This window comes from Xanthomonas sontii (assembly GCF_040529055.1).
Taxonomy (GTDB): Bacteria; Pseudomonadota; Gammaproteobacteria; order Xanthomonadales; family Xanthomonadaceae; genus Xanthomonas_A; species Xanthomonas_A sontii.
This window is the reverse complement of the sequence record NZ_CP132342.1, coordinates 3,185,168-3,207,705: the sequence shown is the minus strand read 5'-3', so window position 1 is coordinate 3,207,705 and position 22,538 is coordinate 3,185,168. Positions and strand designations below refer to the sequence as shown.

General features: G+C 64.4%; 4 protein-coding genes and 2 tRNA genes. 4 read left to right on the top strand and 2 right to left on the bottom strand.

Annotated elements, in window-relative coordinates; genetic code table 11:
- Positions 1-130 precede the first annotated feature (130 nt).
- Together RAB70_RS13440 and RAB70_RS13435 are read right to left on the bottom strand one after the other, a co-directional pair.
- A tRNA-Glu gene (locus tag RAB70_RS13440) sits at positions 131-206 on the bottom strand.
- A gap of 44 nt (positions 207-250) precedes the next feature.
- Positions 251-326 (bottom strand) — tRNA-Ala (locus RAB70_RS13435).
- 237 nt (positions 327-563) lie between these two features.
- On the opposite strand from RAB70_RS13435, the gene RAB70_RS13430 reads away from it, so the two are divergent.
- The 4 genes from RAB70_RS13430 (at position 564) to RAB70_RS13415 (ending at position 22,422) form a co-directional block, all read left to right on the top strand.
- Positions 564-965: a hypothetical protein gene (locus tag RAB70_RS13430; protein WP_148830001.1), complete on the top strand. Its 402-nt coding sequence runs from the start codon at positions 564-566 to the stop codon at positions 963-965.
- A 477-nt stretch (positions 966-1,442) separates the two neighbouring features.
- Positions 1,443-3,149 carry a cyclic peptide export ABC transporter gene (locus RAB70_RS13425; protein WP_148830000.1) on the top strand — a complete coding sequence of 569 codons (1,707 nt, stop codon included), beginning with the start codon at positions 1,443-1,445 and terminating at the stop codon, positions 3,147-3,149.
- 138 nt (positions 3,150-3,287) lie between these two features.
- A complete protein-coding gene (locus RAB70_RS13420; RefSeq protein ID WP_148829999.1) occupies positions 3,288-4,301 on the top strand; it encodes a TauD/TfdA family dioxygenase in 1,014 nt (337 codons plus the stop codon).
- A gap of 94 nt (positions 4,302-4,395) precedes the next feature.
- Positions 4,396-22,422 (top strand): non-ribosomal peptide synthase/polyketide synthase, encoded by an 18,027-nt coding sequence (locus RAB70_RS13415; RefSeq protein ID WP_353949533.1) that lies wholly within the window; start codon positions 4,396-4,398, stop codon positions 22,420-22,422.
- Positions 22,423-22,538: the final 116 nt, after the last annotated feature.

Below are 22,538 nucleotides of genomic sequence, written 5' to 3'. Positions count from 1 at the left end.
AGCACCACTCGCTCGAAGAAGCCAGCGATCCACTCGGCTTCCAGCGCATGCTTGCCGCATCTCGCAGCCGCCGCACACGGCGGCCGCACGCACAAAAAAACACCCGGCAGTGCCGGGTGTTTTCGAAAAGTGGCGTCCCCACGGGGATTCGAACCCCGGTCGCCACCGTGAAAGGGTGATGTCCTAGGCCTCTAGACGATGGGGACGCGGATAACGATGTTGCTTTGCGGACGGCCTATGTCCGAAAAGTTGGTGGAGCCAGCCGGGATCGAACCGGCGACCTCTTGCATGCCATGCAAGCGCTCTCCCAGCTGAGCTATGGCCCCACATGTGCTGGCAGGAGCGGAATCATAGCGACGGCGGGGTCCGTACGCAAGCAAATTTTGACCAGACCGTGGTTGGGGAGCGGAAGCGTCGCCGGGGCCTGGCAGGATGCGCGCATCGACAACAGCGCCGCCCTCTGCCAGGCGCATCTGCGATCAACAGACAAAGCAGCAAGGCGCACACCTGCCAAGACCTGGTCCAGACGCGTCGATCAGGACCGGAGGCGTACAGGCATCTGCATGATGCCCTGCGATGAACGACCGCACTATCAGTCGACGCAGCCTGTTTCCCTCCAACGCCATGCGCAACAGATCCCGACCGGCGGTATCCGATGGGAGCAGAACGTCGGCGAGTGGCAAACGTTCGAAAACAATGGCCGTTTTGCCGGCTTGGCTCACTGGCAGGCCGGACCAGGCCGCGATGCTCATAGGGCGAGGCTTGCACGCGAAGCGACTGCAACCGAGGTTGGTTGCGTGGCGCATCGAAAGACCTGGAACGCCGTAGGGCATCGCTCTGTCACCCCGATTCGATCTAAGCATCGCGCCGCCGCCGAAAGACAGCGGCATGCGGACCACGGCTCGCGCATGGTCGGCCTTCATCAGGTGAAAAAAAGCGAAGAAGGAAGCTCCGTCTTTGTTTGACTCGTCGACTGGAAATGCCGGCATCGCCCCCGGCATCTTCGATGGCGTCGAAACATCGTGTTTGAGATTCGCTAAAGAACGGATGTGGGGCTTGCAAATCGCAGGACCAGATGAATCAAGCGCGAACAACACCTTAGACGAGGACGTCACCCTCGTCCCCATCTCTGCAAGCGGCCTTCGGCCAGCTTCTGACAGGCTTTCACGCGCGCGCGAGGACCGGGGCTGAATAGCACACATTGAAGAAAATTTTTGCGCACCAAACAAAGATAATTGTCTACATCGCGAGCCAAAGACGACAGGGCGGGTCGTGTATGCTGCGTGAAGTCGAGAAAATTCGCGCTCCATCGGAAGTGCGCATCTTCATTTCAGGAAGAAATGCAATCGAAGGATCTTTATGCACATGGAACTTCGTTATTTCTCAAGAATGCAACAATCCAGCAGCATTGTATCGACTCGACGCGATAGCAGGCTTGATGCGTGAACCTGCTTTGGTATCTCTATCAGCAATCTCGAAAGTTGCTGTTCTTCGCCGTAGTGACTGGAATTGCCGGCGGCATCAGTGGCGCCGCGATCGCGACAGTCATAAGCAAAAGCGTTTGGAGCCATGAAAACCCGTGGATTCTTGCGGTCGCTTTTTTTGCGCTCTGCCTCGTGTCGGTTGCGTGCAAATCGGCATCTGAAATTGCATTGCTCGACATCACCCAGCAGGCCATTCTAAAACTGCGCATCGACCTGAGTCGAAAGCTTTTGAAAACCCCTCTCAAGAAATTGCAGGGAATGGGTGCGCATAGCTTGACCGTCATCCTGACCAAGGATGTGGATACGTTCATTCAGGCATTTCAGCTGATCCCCCTCGCCTTTGGGAATCTGATTCTTATTCTGGCGTGCCTGGTATATCTTGCATGGCTTTCCTGGAAAATATTTGCAGTATTCGCCGGCTGCCTTTTGGTAAGCGTCACCTTGTATCGTTGGGCCGAACGCCATCCGATGGCGCAGCTCCCACTGATTCGAGAGCACATCAATGTCCTGCACGGGCATTTTCGTGACTTGATCGAAGGCAGCAAAGAGCTTCAGCTGAATGAGGATCGCGGCCGGCGATTCGTGAACGACGTGATAGCACCTACCTCGCATAAGTTCATGCATTCTTTTCGCAAGGCGATGAAGGGCTACACCTGGGTCAACAATCTGGGGGCAATGCAGTTCTACCTGGTGATCGGCACGATTTTGTTTATTGCAACGCCCGTGCTTGGCGAATCGGCACAGACCGTAACCGCCGTAACATTGGTGCTTCTATACATGATTCAGCCGATAAGCGCATTAATGGTAAGTCTGCCGTCAGTGCGCCAAGCCGCTGTTTCTCTAAAGCGGATAGAGCAGTTAGAAGGTGACCTAGAGCCGCTACAGGATAAAGCCTCCGAAGAGAAGCGGCCGGCTGCCACTCACGTCGCAAGTCTTGAGCTCAGGGGCGTTTTTCATAAATTCCCTTCAGATCATGGAGATCGGCACTTCATGCTTGGCCCCATAGATCTGAAGGTTGCCGAGGGCGAAGTCATCTTCATCGTCGGCGGCAACGGCAGCGGTAAAACCACACTCGCAATGCTTTTGCTTGGCCTCTATCCACCGGAGCGGGGCTCAATCTGGATGAACGATCAGGAAGTCACGGACGAAAACAGACTTCATTATCGCAGTCATTTCTCTGCTGTTTTCGCTGATTTCCATTTATTCGAACAACTACTGGATGTCGATGATGCCACGTTAGAAGCGCGCGCGATGCGCTACATCGAGACCATGGGGATTTCGCACAAGGTTTCGGTGGAACATGGAAAATTCTCCACGATCAACCTGTCTACCGGACAAAGAAAACGTTTGGCGCTGGTGTCTTCATATCTAGAGGATAGGCACATATATCTATTTGACGAATGGGCGGCAGATCAGGATCCGGTGTTCAAGCGAGTTTTTTATCGGGAGATCCTTCCGGAGCTCAAACGCCGCGGCAAAATGGTCTTTGTCATCAGTCATGACGATGCTTACTTTGATAGTGCCGATCGCATCATCAAGCTCCAGGATGGGGAACTCCGGCAAGAAGCCGTCAAAGCTTCTCTAGATATCGAAGAAATGGGGCTTGGAGGAACAGTCAACTCCATACCCACACCGTCGATGGTGCCGATCGGAGGTGGCGAATAGAGATGGCCGAGCCCATGACTGAAACGCAAAAAATCAAAAAATTGATCATGCATGGATCGATATGAAGTTCATATCCCTTCCCTATGCCAATCTTAATTCCACTATCGCCATTCAGCCGGCAAGGACCAGGACCTGAACATGCAAGCAGCCACAGCCATCATGCCTGCGAAAGCTTATCCGCTGATCAGCAAGTCCGAACATCTTCTCGAAGACATGGATCTTACCGACCGTGCTGGCGATTCCCTCCTGGTGACCGATCAGGCAGGGGCTTGCGCGGCCGAATGGGTGGGCGAGCATCGCAATGCCATTCTTTCGCGCGTGTCAGATTCGGGCTGGGTTCTGCTGCGCGGCTTGAATGTCATGGATACAAGTGGCTTTCGTGCCTGCATAGACGCACTGGACATTCCTTTGGTCGACCACTACGGGGATCTGCCAATGATGCCGACAGATGATGGCATCACCGGCGTGTTCAATGTCACCAAGTATCCGGCAAAAAATTCCATTCTTTTTCACAATGAGGGTTCGCACACCAGTGCACCGCCTCGCCATATTTTCTTTCAATGTACGCAAGCTGCACCGCAGGGTGGCGAGACTCCATTGAGCGATTGCAATAAAGTACTGACCGCTCTTCCTGAAGAGATAAAAGAACAGCTATCGAAGCGCGGCCTTCTCTACAAACGCAATTTCATCGCCGGCCTTGACGTAACGTGGCAAAAATACTTTGGAACCTCCGATCGTGAGGCCGTCGAGTCGCTCTGCGCTCGGCAAGGAGTGGTGGCGCACTGGCGCAGCGGTGACCGATTGAGCACAGAATATTTCCGCCCAGCGGTGATAAGTCACCCGGACAGGGACATGGATGTTTTCTTCAACCAGGTGCTATTGCACCATCCGGCCTGCCTGGAGCCTTCGGTACGCAGTGCAATGAACAGCATGCTAAAGGGCGAGGACTTTCCTCGCAATGTCTGCTTTGGCGACGGCACGCCAATTCCGGATGACTGGATCGCCGAAATACTGCGTGCGCATTTGCGCGCGGCGATGGTATTCCATTGGATGCCGGGCGACATCATCGTCGCCGACAACTACGCCGTTGCGCATGCTCGGAGACCATACGTTGGCTCTCGACAGCATCACGTGATCCTCGGTCGAGGATGATCATGCAGGTTTTCCATGCCGACATGGCGTTCTCCAGGTCGGCCTAAAGCGCGCGATCGTGCGTTTTAATTAATTTGCAGAGACCCCTCTTGCCATGAATGTCCTTACGCCTGTTTTCCACCACCTCTTCGATATTGCTCGTTTCCAGGCCTCCTCCCCGGAAAATGCCGGACGCATAGCATTTACTTATATTAGGGATGGTGAAAAATCAAGCGAGGAAGTTAGTTTTTCTGAGCTCGATTCGCGGGCCAAAAGTCTTGCCGCGAAGATTCAACAACTCACTAATCCAGGCGATCGTGTTCTCCTTGTCTACCCGCCGAGCCTCGACTACATCGTGGCTTTCTACGCTTGCGTCTATGCGGGAGTGATAGCAGTGCCCGCGTTGCCGCCTGCAAGCGTCCGCACGTTGCCGCGACTTCGCTCAATCGCGGAAGACTGCGAACCCGCGCTTGCAATGACACTCGCGGGCATACGGCAGTCCATGGAAGAGATGCAACAAGTTCCGCAACAGGAATATGCCCGCAACGATGCACTTGGCGACACGCTGAGCTGGCTCTCCACCGACGATCTGGCCGAAACGGATGCGTGCACGTGGGTAGAACCCATGACTCATGCAGACGATATCGTTTTTCTCCAATACACATCCGGCTCTACCGGCAGGCCAAAGGGTGTGATGGTCAGCCATCGCAACTTATTAGCTAACGTAGCACTCATCAAGCAGACCTATGGCGTCACTGCCGATGACACGGTGGTCTCTTGGTTGCCGCCGCATCACGACTTCGGCTTGATCGGAACGATCATTGCTCCCGTTGTTATCGGCTGCCATTGCGTCCAGTTCCCGCCGGCTGCGTTCTTGATGCGTCCGCATCGCTGGCTGAAGCTCATTTCGCAATACCGCGCACGCATTACTGGCGCTCCCAACTTCGCCTATCAGCTTTGCACCCAGCGTATTACAGAGGGCCAGATCGAAGGTGTCGACCTCAGTTGCCTTGAGGTCATCATCAACGGTGCCGAACGCATCCGCTATGAGACGATCAAGCGATTTGCAGACGCGTTTTCCTCATGCGGCCTCGTGCCACACGCGATGAAGCCGTCCTATGGCTTGGCAGAAACTGTACTACTGGCCTCTGCAAGCATTGAAGTACGCCCTGGTGAAGTTGCGCGATTTCAAAAAATCAGTAAATCAGCACTTGAAAGTGGTCGGGTCGAAACGGGGCACAAGGATGCAGACACGATCGAAGCGGTATCAAATGGCGTCGCTTGCGCTGGCGCCGATCATCTCCTCATCGTGGCTCCTGATTCGCTGAAAGCCTGTCAAGAGAAGGAGATCGGGGAGATCTGGATCTGTGGTGAATCCGTAGCATGCGGCTACTGGGGAGCGGACGAGGCGAGCACGCGCGAGGTCTTCTCTGCACAGCTGCCAGGCAGCGATCGATCATGGCTGCGCACCGGTGACCTGGGCTATCTGCATGACGGTCATCTTTACGTCACTGGTCGCATCAAGGAGATGATGATATTCAACGGGCGCAATGTCTATCCGCAAGATGTCGAAATGACTGTCGAGCGACTTGACTCTGCTTTCCGCGCCAACGGTTGCGCCGCATTCTCGGTGGAGGAAGGCCAAGTAACACGCCTGGTCATCGTGCAGGAAGTCGAAGGCCGCCGATCGCCCATCACAGAGACCCTTGTCGCCAAGCTGCGCGGCGAGCTCGCCGATCGTCACGATATCGTCGACCTCGCTTCTGTTCTTCTTGTCAAGGCTGGCCGCATTCCGCGGACCTCCAGCGGGAAAATTCAACGATCGCGTTGCCGCCAAGCGTTTGCCGAAGGAGCTTTCGACTGCCTTTGGCGTTGGGACTCGAAGAGCGAAGCGGTAGGCGAAAGGTGGCGTGGCCCGACTACGTCTACCGAAGCATCCCTGCTGCACATCTGGCAACAATTGCTTGGGCGGAAAGAGATTTCGATAGACGACGATTTCTTTTCGTTAGGTGGACACTCTCTGCTGGCAAGCCAGCTCGCTTCTCATGTGCGATCGACCTTTAACATGCAACTATCGCTGCGCGATCTGTTTGCATCACCGACGATCGTTAGCCTCTCGGCCGAAATCGACAAAGCGGCGCTGGAGCCCTTACAGCAGCTCCCGATGGTTGTCGCTGGACGTCGCGACCGAGCTTGCCCTGCCTCCTTCGCGCAGCAGCGACTATGGTTCCTGGATCAACTGCAGCATTCTGCGAGCGCCGCATATCACCTGCCGATCGGCATGGCGTTGCACGGCAGCCTAGACACGCAAGCATTGACTGCTGCACTCGATGCGATCGTCGCACGGCACGACGCACTTAGGACAAGGTTTGTCGAGGTCGACGGTGAAGCTTTGCAAGTTGTTGACCCCGTCACCACCGGCTTCCTCCTGCAACTTCGCGATATAAGCGCAACGTCCGAAGTGCAGCGAACAGCAAGTGTCCGGAGCATCGTTGCCGCAGAAGCGGCGGCTCCCTTTGATCTTGCGAATGGACCGTTGATCCGCGGCCAGTTGCTGCGCCTGTCGCCTACCGAGCATGTGCTGCTGGTCACCCAGCACCACATCGTCTCCGATGGCTGGTCCATCGGCGTGCTATTGCGGGAGCTCGGCGCGTTGTACACGGCCTTCCGCCTGGGCCAGCCCGATCCGCTGCCCCCACTGGCCTTGCAGTACGCCGACTACGCCGTCTGGCAGCGCCAGTGGCTGCATGGCGAGGTCACCGCCCGCCAGCTCGCGTTCTGGAAACAGCACCTGGAGGGCGCTCCGGCTCTTCTGGAACTGCCCACCGACCGGCCGCGTCCGCCGGTCCAGCGCCATGCCGGCAGCCGTGTTGCCTTGACCGTGCCGGCCGAGCTGACCGCCGGCCTCCGCCGCTTCGCCCGCCAGCACCAGGCCACGCTGTTCATGACCGTGCTGGCCGCCTGGTCGGCGCTGTTGGCACGCCTGAGCGGCCAGCACGAGGTGGTCGTCGGCACCCCGGTGGCCAACCGTCAGCGCACCGAGGTCGAGCCGCTGATCGGCTTCTTCGTCAACACCCTGGCCGTGCGCGTGCGCCTGGACGAAGACCCCACCGTCGCCGACCTGCTGACCCAGGTCCGGCACACCACCCTGGCCGCCTACGAGCACCAGGACCTGCCCTTCGAGCAGGTCGTCGAAGCCCTGCAGCCGGCGCGCAGCCTCAGCTACAGCCCGATCTTCCAGAGCATGCTGGCCTTCAACGACCTACCGGCCGACCAGCATCTGCAGTTGCCGGAGTTGACCATTGCGCCGGTGCCGTACGCTGGTGCTACCGCGCAGTTCGACCTGACGTTGTGGCTGGACGATTGCGGCGACACGCTCCAGGGCAATCTGGAGTACGCGCTCGACCTGTTCGAGCGCGCCACCATCGAACGCATCGGGGCGCAGTTGCTGACCCTGCTGGAGGGCATGCTCGCCGATGCGGCGCAGCCGGTCGCCGCCGTGCCCTTGCTGGACCGCCACGAGCGCGCGCGCGTGCTGCATGGCTTCAACCCGGCCGCCACTGCCCTGGCAGCCGAACGGCACGTTCATCAGTTGTTCGAAGCCCAGGCGCAGCGTACGCCCGAGGCGATCGCTGCAGTCTTCGCGCAGCAAGCACTGTGCTACGCCGACCTCAACGCGCAGGCCAACCGACTGGCCCACCACCTCATCGACCAGGGCGTCAGGCCGAACGATCGCGTGGCGATCTGCATCGACCGTAGCCTGGACATGCTGGTCGGGGTCCTGGCCATCCTCAAGGCCGGCGCGGCCTATGTGCCGCTGGACCCGGCCTACCCGCGCGAGCGCATCGCCTACATGCTGCAGGACAGCGCACCGGTGGCCGTGCTCACCCACACCGGCGTGCGTGCGGCCCTGCCTGCCTCCCCTGTTCTCACCCTGTGCATCGACCAGGTGCCGGAACTGACGCAGTGGCCGGCGTCCGACCCCCAGGTCGGCCCCTCGACCGTGGCCTATGTGATCTACACCTCCGGCTCGACTGGCATGCCCAAGGGCGTCCAGGTAACGCATCGCGGCGTCGTCAACCTGCTGCACTCGATGGCGCGTGCGCCAGGCATGCAGGCCGACGATACGTTGCTGGCCATCACCACCCTGTCCTTCGACATCGCGGTGTTCGACCTGTTCCTGCCGCTCAGTTGCGGTGCCTGCCTGGTCATGGCCGCCCAGGCGGACATGACCGATCCGCAGCGGCTGATCGCCCTGATCGAGCACCACCGCATCAGTGTCCTGCAGGCCACCCCGGCCACCTGGCGCATGCTGCTCGATGCCGGCTGGCAAGGCCGGCCCGGACTCAAGGCGTTGACCGGTGGCGAAGCCCTGACGCCCGCGCTCAGTGCCGCGTTGGGCACGCGGGTGGCGCAACTGTGGAACGGCTATGGTCCCACCGAGACCACCATCTACTCGAGCGTGGCCCGGATCGATCCGCAACAGACCTTCGTCCACTCCTGCATCGGCACGCCGGTGGACAACACCCGCATCTACGTCCTCGATGCGGCACGACGCCTGGTCCCCATCGGCGCCGTTGGCGAGATCCACATCGGCGGGATCGGCGTGAGCCTGGGCTACCTCAACCGCCCCGAGCTGACCGCCGAACGCTTCCTGCCCGATCCCTTCAGCGACCAGCCCGATGCGCGCATGTACCGCACCGGCGATCTCGGCCGCTGGCGGCCCGATGGCACCCTGGAGTACCACGGCCGCAACGACTTCCAGGTCAAGCTGCGCGGCTTCCGCATCGAACTGGGCGAGATCGAGGCCCAGCTCAGCGCCTGCGCCGGCGTCCGCGATGCGCTGGTGGCCGTGCGCGAGGACACCCCCGGCGACAAGCGCCTGGTCGCCTACCTCATCGCCCAGCCCGAGGCCGAGCTGCACGCCGCCGAACTGCGCGAACACCTGGCGCACGTGCTGCCCGAGTACATGCTGCCGGCCGCCTTCGTCACCCTGCCCGCCTTCCCGCTCACCCCCAACGGCAAGCGCGACCGCAAGGCCTTGCCCGCACCCGACCACACCGCCCTGGCCACCAAGCCCTACGAGGCCCCGCAAGGGCCGACCGAACAGGCCATCGCCGAGGTCTGGCAAGACCTGCTCGGCGTGGAACGGGTCGGCCGGCACGACCACTTCTTCGAACTCGGCGGTCACTCCTTGCTGGCCGTGCAGCTCATCGCCCGCCTGCGTCAGTCCCTGGCCGTGGACGTGCCCCTGCGCGAGCTGTTCGCCCACCCCAGCCTCGCTGCCTTCGCCGCCCAGGTCCACACCGCCGCCCGCGCCGAGGCCGGCACACTCCCCCTGGCCGACCGCACCCAGCCCCTGCCGCTGTCCTGGGCGCAGCAACGCCTGTGGTTCCTCGACCAACTCGACCACGCCGCCGGCGCCGCCTACCACATGCCTGCCGCCCTGCGCCTGTCCGGACACCTGGACCGCATCTCCTTGCAGCGCACCCTGGACCGCATCGTCGAACGCCACGAGAGCCTGCGCACCACCTTCGCCCTGCACCAGGGCGAGCCGATCCAGGTCATCGCCCCGCCCCAGGTCGGCTTGCGCCTGGCCGAACACGATCTGTCCCATCTGCACGACCAGGTCCAACAGCAGGCCGTGGCCGAACGCGCCGCGGCCGAGGCCGCCGCCCCCTTCGACCTGGAACACGATCGGTTGATCCGCGGCCAGCTGCTGCGCCTGTCGCCCACCGAGCATGTGCTGCTGGTTACCCAGCATCACATCGTCTCCGACGGCTGGTCCATCGGCGTGCTGATCCAGGAAGTGGCGGCGTTGTACGCGGCCTTCCGCCTGGACCAACCCGATCCGCTGCCGCCGCTGGCCCTGCAGTACGCCGACTACGCCGCCTGGCAACGCCAGTGGCTGCATGGCGAGGTCACCGCCCGCCAGCTCGCGTTCTGGAAGCAGCACCTGGAGGGCGCTCCGGCTCTTCTGGAACTGCCCACCGACTGGCCCCGTCCGCCGGTCCAGCGCCATGCCGGCAGCCGTGTTGCCCTGACCGTGCCGGCCGAGCTGACCGCCGGCCTCCGCCGCTTCGCCCGCCAGCACCAGGCCACGCTGTTCATGACCGTGCTGGCCGCCTGGTCGGCGCTGTTGGCACGCCTGAGCGGCCAGCACGAGGTGGTCGTCGGCACCCCGGTGGCCAACCGTCAGCGCACCGAGGTCGAGCCGCTGATCGGCTTCTTCGTCAACACCCTGGCCGTGCGCGTGCGCCTGGACGAAGACCCCACCGTCGCCGACCTGCTGACCCAGGTCCGGCACACCACCCTGGCCGCCTACGAGCACCAGGACCTGCCCTTCGAGCAGGTCGTCGAAGCCCTGCAGCCGGCGCGCAGCCTCAGCTACAGCCCGATCTTCCAGAGCATGCTGGCCTTCAACGACCTACCGGCCGACCAGCATCTGCAGTTGCCGGAGTTGACCATTGCGCCGGTGCCGTACGCTGGTGCTACCGCGCAGTTCGACCTGACGTTGTGGCTGGACGATTGCGGCGACACGCTCCAGGGCAATCTGGAGTACGCGCTCGACCTGTTCGAGCGCGCCACCATCGAACGCATCGGGGCGCAGTTGCTGACCCTGCTGGAGGGCATGCTCGCCGATGCGGCGCAGCCGGTCGCCGCCGTGCCCTTGCTGGACCGCCACGAGCGCGCGCGCGTGCTGCATGGCTTCAACCCGGCCGCCACTGCCCTGGCAGCCGAACGGCACGTTCATCAGTTGTTCGAAGCCCAGGCGCAGCGTACGCCCGAGGCGATCGCTGCAGTCTTCGCGCAGCAAGCACTGTGCTACGCCGACCTCAACGCGCAGGCCAACCGACTGGCCCACCACCTCATCGACCAGGGCGTCAGGCCGAACGATCGCGTGGCGATCTGCATCGACCGTAGCCTGGACATGCTAGTCGGGGTCCTGGCCATCCTCAAGGCCGGCGCGGCCTATGTGCCGCTGGACCCGGCCTACCCGCGCGAGCGCATCGCCTACATGCTGCAGGACAGCGCACCGGTGGCCGTGCTCACCCACACCGGCGTGCGTGCGGCCCTGCCTGCCTCCCCTGTTCTCACCCTGTGCATCGACCAGGTGCCGGAACTGACGCAGTGGCCGGCGTCCGACCCCCAGGTCGGCCCCTCGACCGTGGCCTATGTGATCTACACCTCCGGCTCGACTGGCATGCCCAAGGGCGTCCAGGTAACGCATCGCGGCGTCGTCAACCTGCTGCACTCGATGGCGCGTGCGCCAGGCATGCAGGCCGACGATACGTTGCTGGCCATCACCACCCTGTCCTTCGACATCGCGGTGTTCGACCTGTTCCTGCCGCTCAGTTGCGGTGCCTGCCTGGTCATGGCCGCCCAGGCGGACATGACCGATCCGCAGCGGCTGATCGCCCTGATCGAGCACCACCGCATCAGTGTCCTGCAGGCCACCCCGGCCACCTGGCGCATGCTGCTCGATGCCGGCTGGCAAGGCCGGCCCGGACTCAAGGCGTTGACCGGTGGCGAAGCCCTGACGCCCGCGCTCAGTGCCGCGTTGGGCACGCGGGTGGCGCAACTGTGGAACGGCTATGGTCCCACCGAGACCACCATCTACTCGAGCGTGGCCCGGATCGATCCGCAACAGACCTTCGTCCACTCCTGCATCGGCACGCCGGTGGACAACACCCGCATCTACGTCCTCGATGCGGCACGACGCCTGGTCCCCATCGGCGCCGTTGGCGAGATCCACATCGGCGGGATCGGCGTGAGCCTGGGCTACCTCAACCGCCCCGAGCTGACCGCCGAACGCTTCCTGCCCGATCCCTTCAGCGACCAGCCCGATGCGCGCATGTACCGCACCGGTGATCTCGGCCGCTGGCGGCCCGATGGCACCCTGGAGTACCACGGCCGCAACGACTTCCAGGTCAAGCTGCGCGGCTTCCGCATCGAACTGGGCGAGATCGAGGCCCAGCTCAGCGCCTGCGCCGGCGTCCGCGATGCGCTGGTGGCCGTGCGCGAGGACACCCCCGGCGACAAGCGCCTGGTCGCCTACCTCATCGCCCAGCCCGAGGCCGAGCTGCACGCCGCCGAACTGCGCGAACACCTGGCGCACGTGTTGCCCGAGTACATGCTGCCGGCCGCCTTCGTCACCCTGCCCGCCTTCCCGCTCACCCCCAACGGCAAGCGCGACCGCAAGGCCCTGCCCGCACCCGACCACACCGCCCTGGCCACCAAGCCCTACGAGGCACCACAAGGGCCGACCGAACAGGCCATCGCCGAGGTCTGGCAAGACCTGCTCGGCGTGGAACGGGTCGGCCGGCACGACCACTTCTTCGAACTCGGCGGTCACTCCTTGCTGGCCGTGCAGCTCATCGCCCGCCTGCGTCAGTCCCTGGCCGTGGACGTACCGCTGCGCGAGCTGTTCGCCCACCCCAGCCTCGCTGCCTTCGCCGCCCAGGTCCACACCGCCGCCCGCGCCGAGGCCGACACACTCCCCCTGGCCGACCGCACCCAGCCCCTGCCGCTGTCCTGGGCGCAGCAACGCCTGTGGTTCCTCGACCAACTCGACCACGCCGCCGGCGCCGCCTACCACATGCCTGCCGCCCTGCGCCTGTCCGGACACCTGGACCGCATCGCCTTGCAGCGCACCCTGGACCGCATCGTCGAACGCCACGAGAGCCTGCGCACCACCTTCGCCCTGCACCAGGGCGAGCCGATCCAGGTCATCGCCCCGCCCCAGGTCGGCTTGCGCCTGGCCGAACACGATCTGTCCCATCTGCACGACCAGGTCCAACAGCAGGCCGTGGCCGAACGCGCCGCGGCCGAGGCCGCCGCGCCCTTCGACCTGGAACACGATCGGTTGATCCGCGGCCAGCTGCTGCGCCTGTCGCCCACCGAGCATGTGCTGCTGGTCACCCAGCACCACATCGTCTCCGATGGCTGGTCCATCGGCGTGCTGATCCAGGAGGTGGCGGCGTTGTACGCGGCCTTCCGCCTGGACCAACCCGATCCGCTGCCGCCGCTGGCCCTGCAGTACGCCGACTACGCCGCCTGGCAACGCCAGTGGCTGCATGGCGAGGTCACCGCCCGCCAGCTCGCGTTCTGGAAGCAGCACCTGGAGGGCGCTCCGGCTCTTCTGGAACTGCCCACCGACTGGCCCCGTCCGCCGGTCCAGCGCCATGCCGGCAGCCGTGTTGCCCTGACCGTGCCGGCCGAGCTGACCGCCGGCCTCCGCCGCTTCGCCCGCCAGCACCAGGCCACGCTGTTCATGACCGTGCTGGCCGCCTGGTCGGCGCTGTTGGCACGCCTGAGCGGCCAGCACGAGGTGGTCGTCGGCACCCCGGTGGCCAACCGTCAGCGCACCGAGGTCGAGCCGCTGATCGGCTTCTTCGTCAACACCCTGGCCGTGCGCGTGCGCCTGGACGAAGACCCCACCGTCGCCGACCTGCTGACCCAGGTCCGGCACACCACCCTGGCCGCCTACGAGCACCAGGACCTGCCCTTCGAGCAGGTCGTCGAAGCCCTGCAGCCGGCGCGCAGCCTCAGCTACAGCCCGATCTTCCAGAGCATGCTGGCCTTCAACGACCTACCGGCCGACCAGCATCTGCAGTTGCCGGAGTTGACCATTGCGCCGGTGCCGTACGCTGGTGCTACCGCGCAGTTCGACCTGACGTTGTGGCTGGACGATTGCGGCGACACGCTCCAGGGCAATCTGGAGTACGCGCTCGACCTGTTCGAGCGCGCCACCATCGAACGCATCGGGGCGCAGTTGCTGACCCTGCTGGAGGGCATGCTCGCCGATGCGGCGCAGCCGGTCGCCGCCGTGCCCTTGCTGGGCCGCCACGAGCGCGCGCGCGTGCTGCATGGCTTCAACCCGGCCGCCACTGCCCTGGCAGCCGAACGGCACGTTCATCAGTTGTTCGAAGCCCAGGCGCAGCGTACGCCCGAGGCGATCGCTGCAGTCTTCGCGCAGCAAGCACTGTGCTACGCCGACCTCAACGCGCAGGCCAACCGACTGGCCCACCACCTCATCGACCAGGGCGTCAGGCCGAACGATCGCGTGGCGATCTGCATCGACCGTAGCCTGGACATGCTGGTCGGGGTCCTGGCCATCCTCAAGGCCGGCGCGGCCTATGTGCCGCTGGACCCGGCCTACCCGCGCGAGCGCATCGCCTACATGCTGCAGGACAGCGCACCGGTGGCCGTGCTCACCCACACCGGCGTGCGTGCGGCCCTGCCTGCCTCCCCTGTTCTCACCCTGTGCATCGACCAGGTGCCGGAACTGACGCAGTGGCCGGCGTCCGACCCCCAGGTCGGCCCCTCGACCGTGGCCTATGTGATCTACACCTCCGGCTCGACTGGCATGCCCAAGGGCGTCCAGGTAACGCATCGCGGCGTCGTCAACCTGCTGCACTCGATGGCGCGTGCGCCAGGCATGCAGGCCGACGATACGTTGCTGGCCATCACCACCCTGTCCTTCGACATCGCGGTGTTCGACCTGTTCCTGCCGCTCAGTTGCGGTGCCTGCCTGGTCATGGCCGCCCAGGCGGACATGACCGATCCGCAGCGGCTGATCGCCCTGATCGAGCACCACCGCATCAGTGTCCTGCAGGCCACCCCGGCCACCTGGCGCATGCTGCTCGATGCCGGCTGGCAAGGCCGGCCCGGACTCAAGGCGTTGACCGGTGGCGAAGCCCTGACGCCCGCGCTCAGTGCCGCGTTGGGCACGCGGGTGGCGCAACTGTGGAACGGCTATGGTCCCACCGAGACCACCATCTACTCGAGCGTGGCCCGGATCGATCCGCAACAGACCTTCGTCCACTCCTGCATCGGCACGCCGGTGGACAACACCCGCATCTACGTCCTCGATGCGGCACGACGCCTGGTCCCCATCGGCGCCGTTGGCGAGATCCACATCGGCGGGATCGGCGTGAGCCTGGGCTACCTCAACCGCCCCGAGCTGACCGCCGAACGCTTCCTGCCCGATCCCTTCAGCGACCAGCCCGATGCGCGCATGTACCGCACCGGCGATCTCGGCCGCTGGCGGCCCGATGGCACCCTGGAGTACCACGGCCGCAACGACTTCCAGGTCAAGCTGCGCGGCTTCCGCATCGAACTGGGCGAGATCGAGGCCCAGCTCAGCGCCTGCGCCGGCGTCCGCGATGCGCTGGTGGCCGTGCGCGAGGACACCCCCGGCGACAAGCGCCTGGTCGCCTACCTCATCGCCCAGCCCGAGGCCGAGCTGCACGCCGCCGAACTGCGCGAACACCTGGCGCACGTGTTGCCCGAGTACATGCTGCCGGCCGCCTTCGTCACCCTGCCCGCCTTCCCGCTCACCCCCAACGGCAAGCGCGACCGCAAGGCCCTGCCCGCACCCGACCACACCGCCCTGGCCACCAAGCCCTACGAGGCACCACAAGGGCCGACCGAACAGGCCATCGCCGAGGTCTGGCAAGACCTGCTCGGCGTGGAACGGGTCGGCCGGCACGACCACTTCTTCGAACTCGGCGGTCACTCCTTGCTGGCCGTGCAGCTCATCGCCCGCCTGCGTCAGTCCCTGGCCGTGGACGTACCGCTGCGCGAGCTGTTCGCCCACCCCAGCCTCGCTGCCTTCGCCGCCCAGGTCCACACCGCCGCCCGCGCCGAGGCCGACACACTCCCCCTGGCCGACCGCACCCAGCCCCTGCCGCTGTCCTGGGCGCAGCAACGCCTGTGGTTCCTCGACCAACTCGACCACGCCGCCGGCGCCGCCTACCACATGCCTGCCGCCCTGCGCCTGTCCGGACACCTGGACCGCATCGCCTTGCAGCGCACCCTGGACCGCATCGTCGAACGCCACGAGAGCCTGCGCACCACCTTCGCCCTGCACCAGGGCGAGCCGATCCAGGTCATCGCCCCGCCCCAGGTCGGCTTGCGCCTGGCCGAACACGATCTGTCCCATCTGCACGACCAGGTCCAACAGCAGGCCGTGGCCGAACGCGCCGCGGCCGAGGCCGCCGCGCCCTTCGACCTGGAACACGATCGGTTGATCCGCGGCCAGCTGCTGCGCCTGTCGCCCACCGAGCATGTGCTGCTGGTTACCCAGCATCACATCGTCTCCGACGGCTGGTCCATCGGCGTGCTGATCCAGGAAGTGGCAGCGTTGTACGCGGCCTTCCGCCTGGACCAACCCGATCCGCTGCCGCCGCTGGCCCTGCAGTACGCCGACTACGCCGCCTGGCAACGCCAGTGGCTGCATGGCGAGGTCACCGCCCGCCAGCTCGCGTTCTGGAAGCAGCACCTGGAGGGCGCTCCGGCCTGCCTGGAACTGCCCACCGACCGGCCTCGCCCGCCGGTCCAGCGCCATGCCGGCGCCAGCCTGCCCATCGTCCTGCCGGCCGCCTTGGTCGACACCCTGCAGGCCGTCAGCCGCCGCCACGGCGTCACCCCGTTCATGACCCTGCTGGCCGCCTGGTCCCTCGTGCTGGCACGCCTGAGCGGCCAGCACGAGGTGGTCGTCGGCACCCCGGTGGCCAACCGCCAGCGCACCGAGGTCGAGCCGCTGATCGGCTTCTTCGTCAACACCCTGGCCTTGCGCGTGCGCCTGGATGAAGACCCCACCGTCGCCGACCTGCTGGCCCAGGTCCGGCACACCACCCTGGCCGCCTACGAGCACCAGGATCTGCCCTTCGAGCAGGTCGTCGAAGCCCTGCAGCCGGTGCGCAGCCTCAGCCACAGTCCCCTGTTCCAGGTCATGCTGGCCCTGGACAACACCCCGCTCGCACAGCCGCTGGCCTTGCCCGGGGTGACCTTGATTGAATGCTCGCCATTGCCGACCACAACGCACTTCGATCTGAGTCTCTCTCTGGCAACGGCAGGCGCTCGCCTTGAGGGACGATTGGAATACGCGACCGATCTCTACGATGCAGACCGCATAAAGCGCTTGCTGGGGGCCTTCCAGACATTGCTGGGGGCCATCCTTGACGACCAATCGCAACGAATCGGCAGTCTGCCGTTGCTTTCCGCAACAGAACGTCGGCAATTGCTATCGGAGTTCAATGCAGGTGGCTTTCCTGCGCCCACCTCCGCACTCGTTCATCACGCGTTCCAGGCACAGGCCGTGATGCAACCAGACGCGATTGCTGTCGTCGATCAAACCAGCAAGCTCAGCTATGCAGTCCTAAACCAACGTGCCAACCAACTGGCGCACTACCTGCGCGGGCTTGGAATTTCCCCAGATGATCGCGTTGCGATCTATTTCGAGCGCAATATCGACCTGCTGGTCGCCATCCTGGCGATCCTCAAAGCAGGCGCGGGATACGTCCCCATTCCCCACACGGCCGCTCGAGACCAGCTGGCTTACATCATCGAGGACAGTTCGCCAGTAGCCGTCCTGACCCAGTCAGCATTACGTGGACAATTGCGCGACCTGCCGATGCCCGTTTTGGTCTTGGAGGATTTGGCGCAAGCGCTAGCGGGGTTGGCAGGCACAGATCTCGATGACAAGCAGATTGGACTGCAAACCCAGCATCTGGCTTACATCATCTATACATCTGGCTCTACAGGAAGACCGAAGGGCGTGATGGTGGAACACGCGAGCGTGGTCAATCTTGTCCACGATCACGCGCGCATCTGCGAACTTGTAGCGAGCGACAACATTCTGCAATTCGCGTCGATTGGTTTCGATGCTCATGTCGGCGAGATATTTCCAGCATTGTCGGTTGGCGCCACCTTGGTCATTCGCCCCTCCGATATTATTGCCCCCGATGCTGCATTTGTTTCATTGCTGCAGCAACATCGCATCACCGTCAGTGATCAGCCATCGGCTTTTTGGCACCAGTGGGTGCAGGAAATGACGACAAGCGATCACGTACCCGATACTTCATTGCGATTGATCATCGCAGGTGGTGAAAAGGTCGAACACCGGTTCCTGCGTCGCTGGCTCGCAGAGCCTCGGCTAAGCCGCTGCCGCTGGATGAATACCTATGGCCCTACCGAAGCGACGGTGGTGATGACGGCCATTACCTACGATAGCGACTCTGTTTTGCCTCCAATCGACGTACCCATTGGTCGTCCAATCGCCAACGCTCGCGTTTACGTTCTGGACCAAGCGCAACAACTCCTGCCGATCGGCGTAACCGGCGAACTGTACATCGGTGGACCGGGCGTGGCGCGCGGCTACCTCAACCGCCCCGAGCTGACCGCCGAACGCTTCCTGCCCGATCCCTTCAGCGACCAGCCCGATGCGCGCATGTACCGCACCGGTGATCTCGGCCGCTGGCGGCCCGATGGCACCCTGGAGTACCACGGCCGCAACGACTTCCAGGTCAAGCTGCGCGGCTTCCGCATCGAACTGGGCGAGATCGAGGCCCAGCTCAGCGCCTGCGCCGGCGTCCGCGATGCGCTGGTGGCCGTGCGCGAGGACACCCCCGGCGACAAGCGCCTGGTCGCCTACCTCATCGCCCAGCCCGAGGCCGAGCTGCACGCCGCCGAACTGCGCGAACACCTGGCGCACGTGTTGCCCGAGTACATGCTGCCGGCCGCCTTCGTCACCCTGCCCGCCTTCCCGCTCACCCCCAACGGCAAGCGCGACCGCAAGGCCCTGCCCGCACCCGACCACACCGCCCTGGCCACCAAGCCCTACGAGGCACCACAAGGGCCGACCGAACAGGCCATCGCCGAGGTCTGGCAAGACCTGCTCGGCGTGGAACGGGTCGGCCGGCACGACCACTTCTTCGAACTCGGCGGTCACTCCTTGCTGGCCGTGCAGCTCATCGCCCGCCTGCGTCAGTCCCTGGCCGTGGACGTACCGCTGCGCGAGCTGTTCGCCCACCCCAGCCTCGCTGCCTTCGCCGCCCAGGTCCACACCGCCGCCCGCGCCGAGGCCGACACACTCCCCCTGGCCGACCGCACCCAGCCCCTGCCGCTGTCCTGGGCGCAGCAACGCCTGTGGTTCCTCGACCAACTCGACCACGCCGCCGGCGCCGCCTACCACATGCCTGCCGCCCTGCGCCTGTCCGGACACCTGGACCGCATCGCCTTGCAGCGCACCCTGGACCGCATCGTCGAACGCCACGAGAGCCTGCGCACCACCTTCGCCCTGCACCAGGGCGAGCCGATCCAGGTCATCGCCCCGCCCCAGGTCGGCTTGCGCCTGGCCGAACACGATCTGTCCCATCTGCACGACCAGGTCCAACAGCAGGCCGTGGCCGAACGCGCCGCGGCCGAGGCCGCCGCGCCCTTCGACCTGGAACACGATCGGTTGATCCGCGGCCAGCTGCTGCGCCTGTCGCCCACCGAGCATGTGCTGCTGGTTACCCAGCATCACATCGTCTCCGACGGCTGGTCCATCGGCGTGCTGATCCAGGAAGTGGCAGCGTTGTACGCGGCCTTCCGCCTGGACCAACCCGATCCGCTGCCGCCGCTGGCCCTGCAGTACGCCGACTACGCCGCCTGGCAACGCCAGTGGCTGCATGGCGAGGTCACCGCCCGCCAGCTCGCGTTCTGGAAGCAGCACCTGGAGGGCGCTCCGGCCTGCCTGGAACTGCCCACCGACCGGCCTCGCCCGCCGGTCCAGCGCCATGCCGGCGCCAGCCTGCCCATCGTCCTGCCGGCCGCCTTGGTCGACACCCTGCAGGCCGTCAGCCGCCGCCACGGCGTCACCCCGTTCATGACCCTGCTGGCCGCCTGGTCCCTCGTGCTGGCACGCCTGAGCGGCCAGCACGAGGTGGTCGTCGGCACCCCGGTGGCCAACCGCCAGCGCACCGAGGTCGAGCCGCTGATCGGCTTCTTCGTCAACACCCTGGCCTTGCGCGTGCGCCTGGATGAAGACCCCACCGTCGCCGACCTGCTGGCCCAGGTCCGGCACACCACCCTGGCCGCCTACGAGCACCAGGATCTGCCCTTCGAGCAGGTCGTCGAAGCCCTGCAGCCGGTGCGCAGCCTCAGCCACAGTCCCCTGTTCCAGGTCATGCTGGCCCTGGACAACACCCCGCTCGGACAGCCCCTGGCCTTGCCCGGGCTGACCTTGAGTCCAGTCGAACAGGCCATCGGCTCGGCCCACTTCGACCTCTCGCTCTCGCTGCACACCGTCGGCGAGCGCATGGAAGGCCAACTCAACTATGCCAGCGACCTGTTCCAGCCCGCCACCGCACAGCGTTGGATCGGCTATTTCCTGCGCCTGCTCCAGGCCATGCTGGATGCCCCGCAGCAGCAGCGCCTGTCCACCCTGGACATGCTCGACGACGCCGAGCGCCGGCAGGTGCTGGTGGAGTTCAATGCCACGGCACAGCACTACCCGCACGATCGCCTGATCCATCAGCTGTTCGAGGAACAGGCCGCACGCACGCCACAGGCCATCGCCCTGGTCTGCGACACCCAGACCCTCACCTACGCCGAACTCGATGCACGTGCCAACCGCCTCGCCCACTCCCTGATCGGCCTGGGCGTCGGTCTTGAGGATCGGGTTGCCATGCTCCTGCAACGGCGCATCAGCTCCGTCGTGGCTATGCTCGCTGTCCTCAAGGCCGGCGCCGCCTATGTTCCGCTGGATGCGACCTATCCCCCGGAGCGTGTGGCGCAACTGCTCGCCGACTGTGGTCCGATCGCCATCCTGACCGAGCCAGGCCTGCACGATCGCCTGCCTACAGACGCACCCTCGCTCATCCTGATCGAGGACGACGCCACCCAGTTCGCCGACCTGCCGCATACCGCCCCATCTGTCTCGGGCCTCACCGCTCATGCATTGGCCTACATCATCTACACCTCCGGCTCGACCGGCGTGCCCAAGGGCGTCATGGTCGAACACCGCAGCGTCCTGCGGCTGGTCATGCAAACCCGCTACGCCGCCCTGGAACCCACCGACGTCGTCGCCCATGGCGCCAATCCCGCCTTCGATGCGGCAACCTGGGAAGTCTGGGCGCCCTTGCTCCATGGCGCAGCCCTGTGTGTCGTCCCGCACGAGGTCATGCTCGATCCGGCCCAATTGCGCGCTTGCCTGCAGCGTCACCGCGTCACCGCGCTGTGGCTGACTGTGGGCTTGTTCAACCAGTACGTCGACATGCTGGACGGGGCCTTCGCCCAACTGCGCTACCTGTTGATCGGCGGCGATGTCCTCGACCCGCGCCGCGTGGCCCAGTTGCTCTCCCAGCCGCAACGCCCGCAACAGGTGATCAACGCCTATGGTCCGACCGAGACCACGACGTTCGCCACGACCTTCCGCATCGACGCGGTGCCGCACCACGCCCACAGCATCCCGATCGGCCGCCCGATCGCCAATACCCAGGTCTACGTGCTCGACGCCGCCAGGCACCCCGTGCCGCTGGGCGCTATCGGCGAGCTCTACATCGGCGGGCCGGGCGTGGCGCGCGGCTACCTCAACCGCCCCGAGCTGACCGCCGAACGCTTCCTGCCCGATCCCTTCAGCGACCAGCCCGATGCGCGCATGTACCGCACCGGCGATCTCGGCCGCTGGCGGCCCGATGGCACCCTGGAGTACCACGGCCGCAACGACTTCCAGGTCAAGCTGCGCGGCTTCCGCATCGAACTGGGCGAGATCGAGGCCCAGCTCAGCGCCTGCGCCGGCGTCCGCGATGCGCTGGTGGCCGTGCGCGAGGACACCCCCGGCGACAAGCGCCTGGTCGCCTACCTCATCGCCCAGCCCGAGGCCGAGCTGCACGCCGCCGAACTGCGCGAACACCTGGCGCACGTGTTGCCCGAGTACATGCTGCCGGCCGCCTTCGTCACCCTGCCCGCCTTCCCGCTCACCCCCAACGGCAAGCGCGACCGCAAGGCCCTGCCCGCACCCGACCACACCGCCCTGGCCACCAAGCCCTACGAGGCACCACAAGGGCCGACCGAACAGGCCATCGCCGAGGTCTGGCAAGACCTGCTCGGCGTGGAACGGGTCGGCCGGCACGACCACTTCTTCGAACTCGGCGGTCACTCCTTGCTGGTCATCTCGTTGATAGAAAAACTTCGTCATCGCCAACTCCATGTCGATTTTCGTTCTATTTTCACCATGCCGACGCTAGCGGGCTTTGCCACGATGATCGGCACAACGCCGGATGAGAAAGAGCTCGAAGTTCCAGAAAACTTGATTCCTCATTTTTCCGAGCGGGCGAGCGAGGCCGAGGAGATCGAAGAATTACGCCTATGAACTCCATTTTTGCAGTTCACGAAATACAAGATTGCAGGCAAATCCCGTCATGGCAGACGCAACAATCTCCATGTTTGTTCGAAGAATGTCGCGAATGAAGAATTGCGTTTGATGGA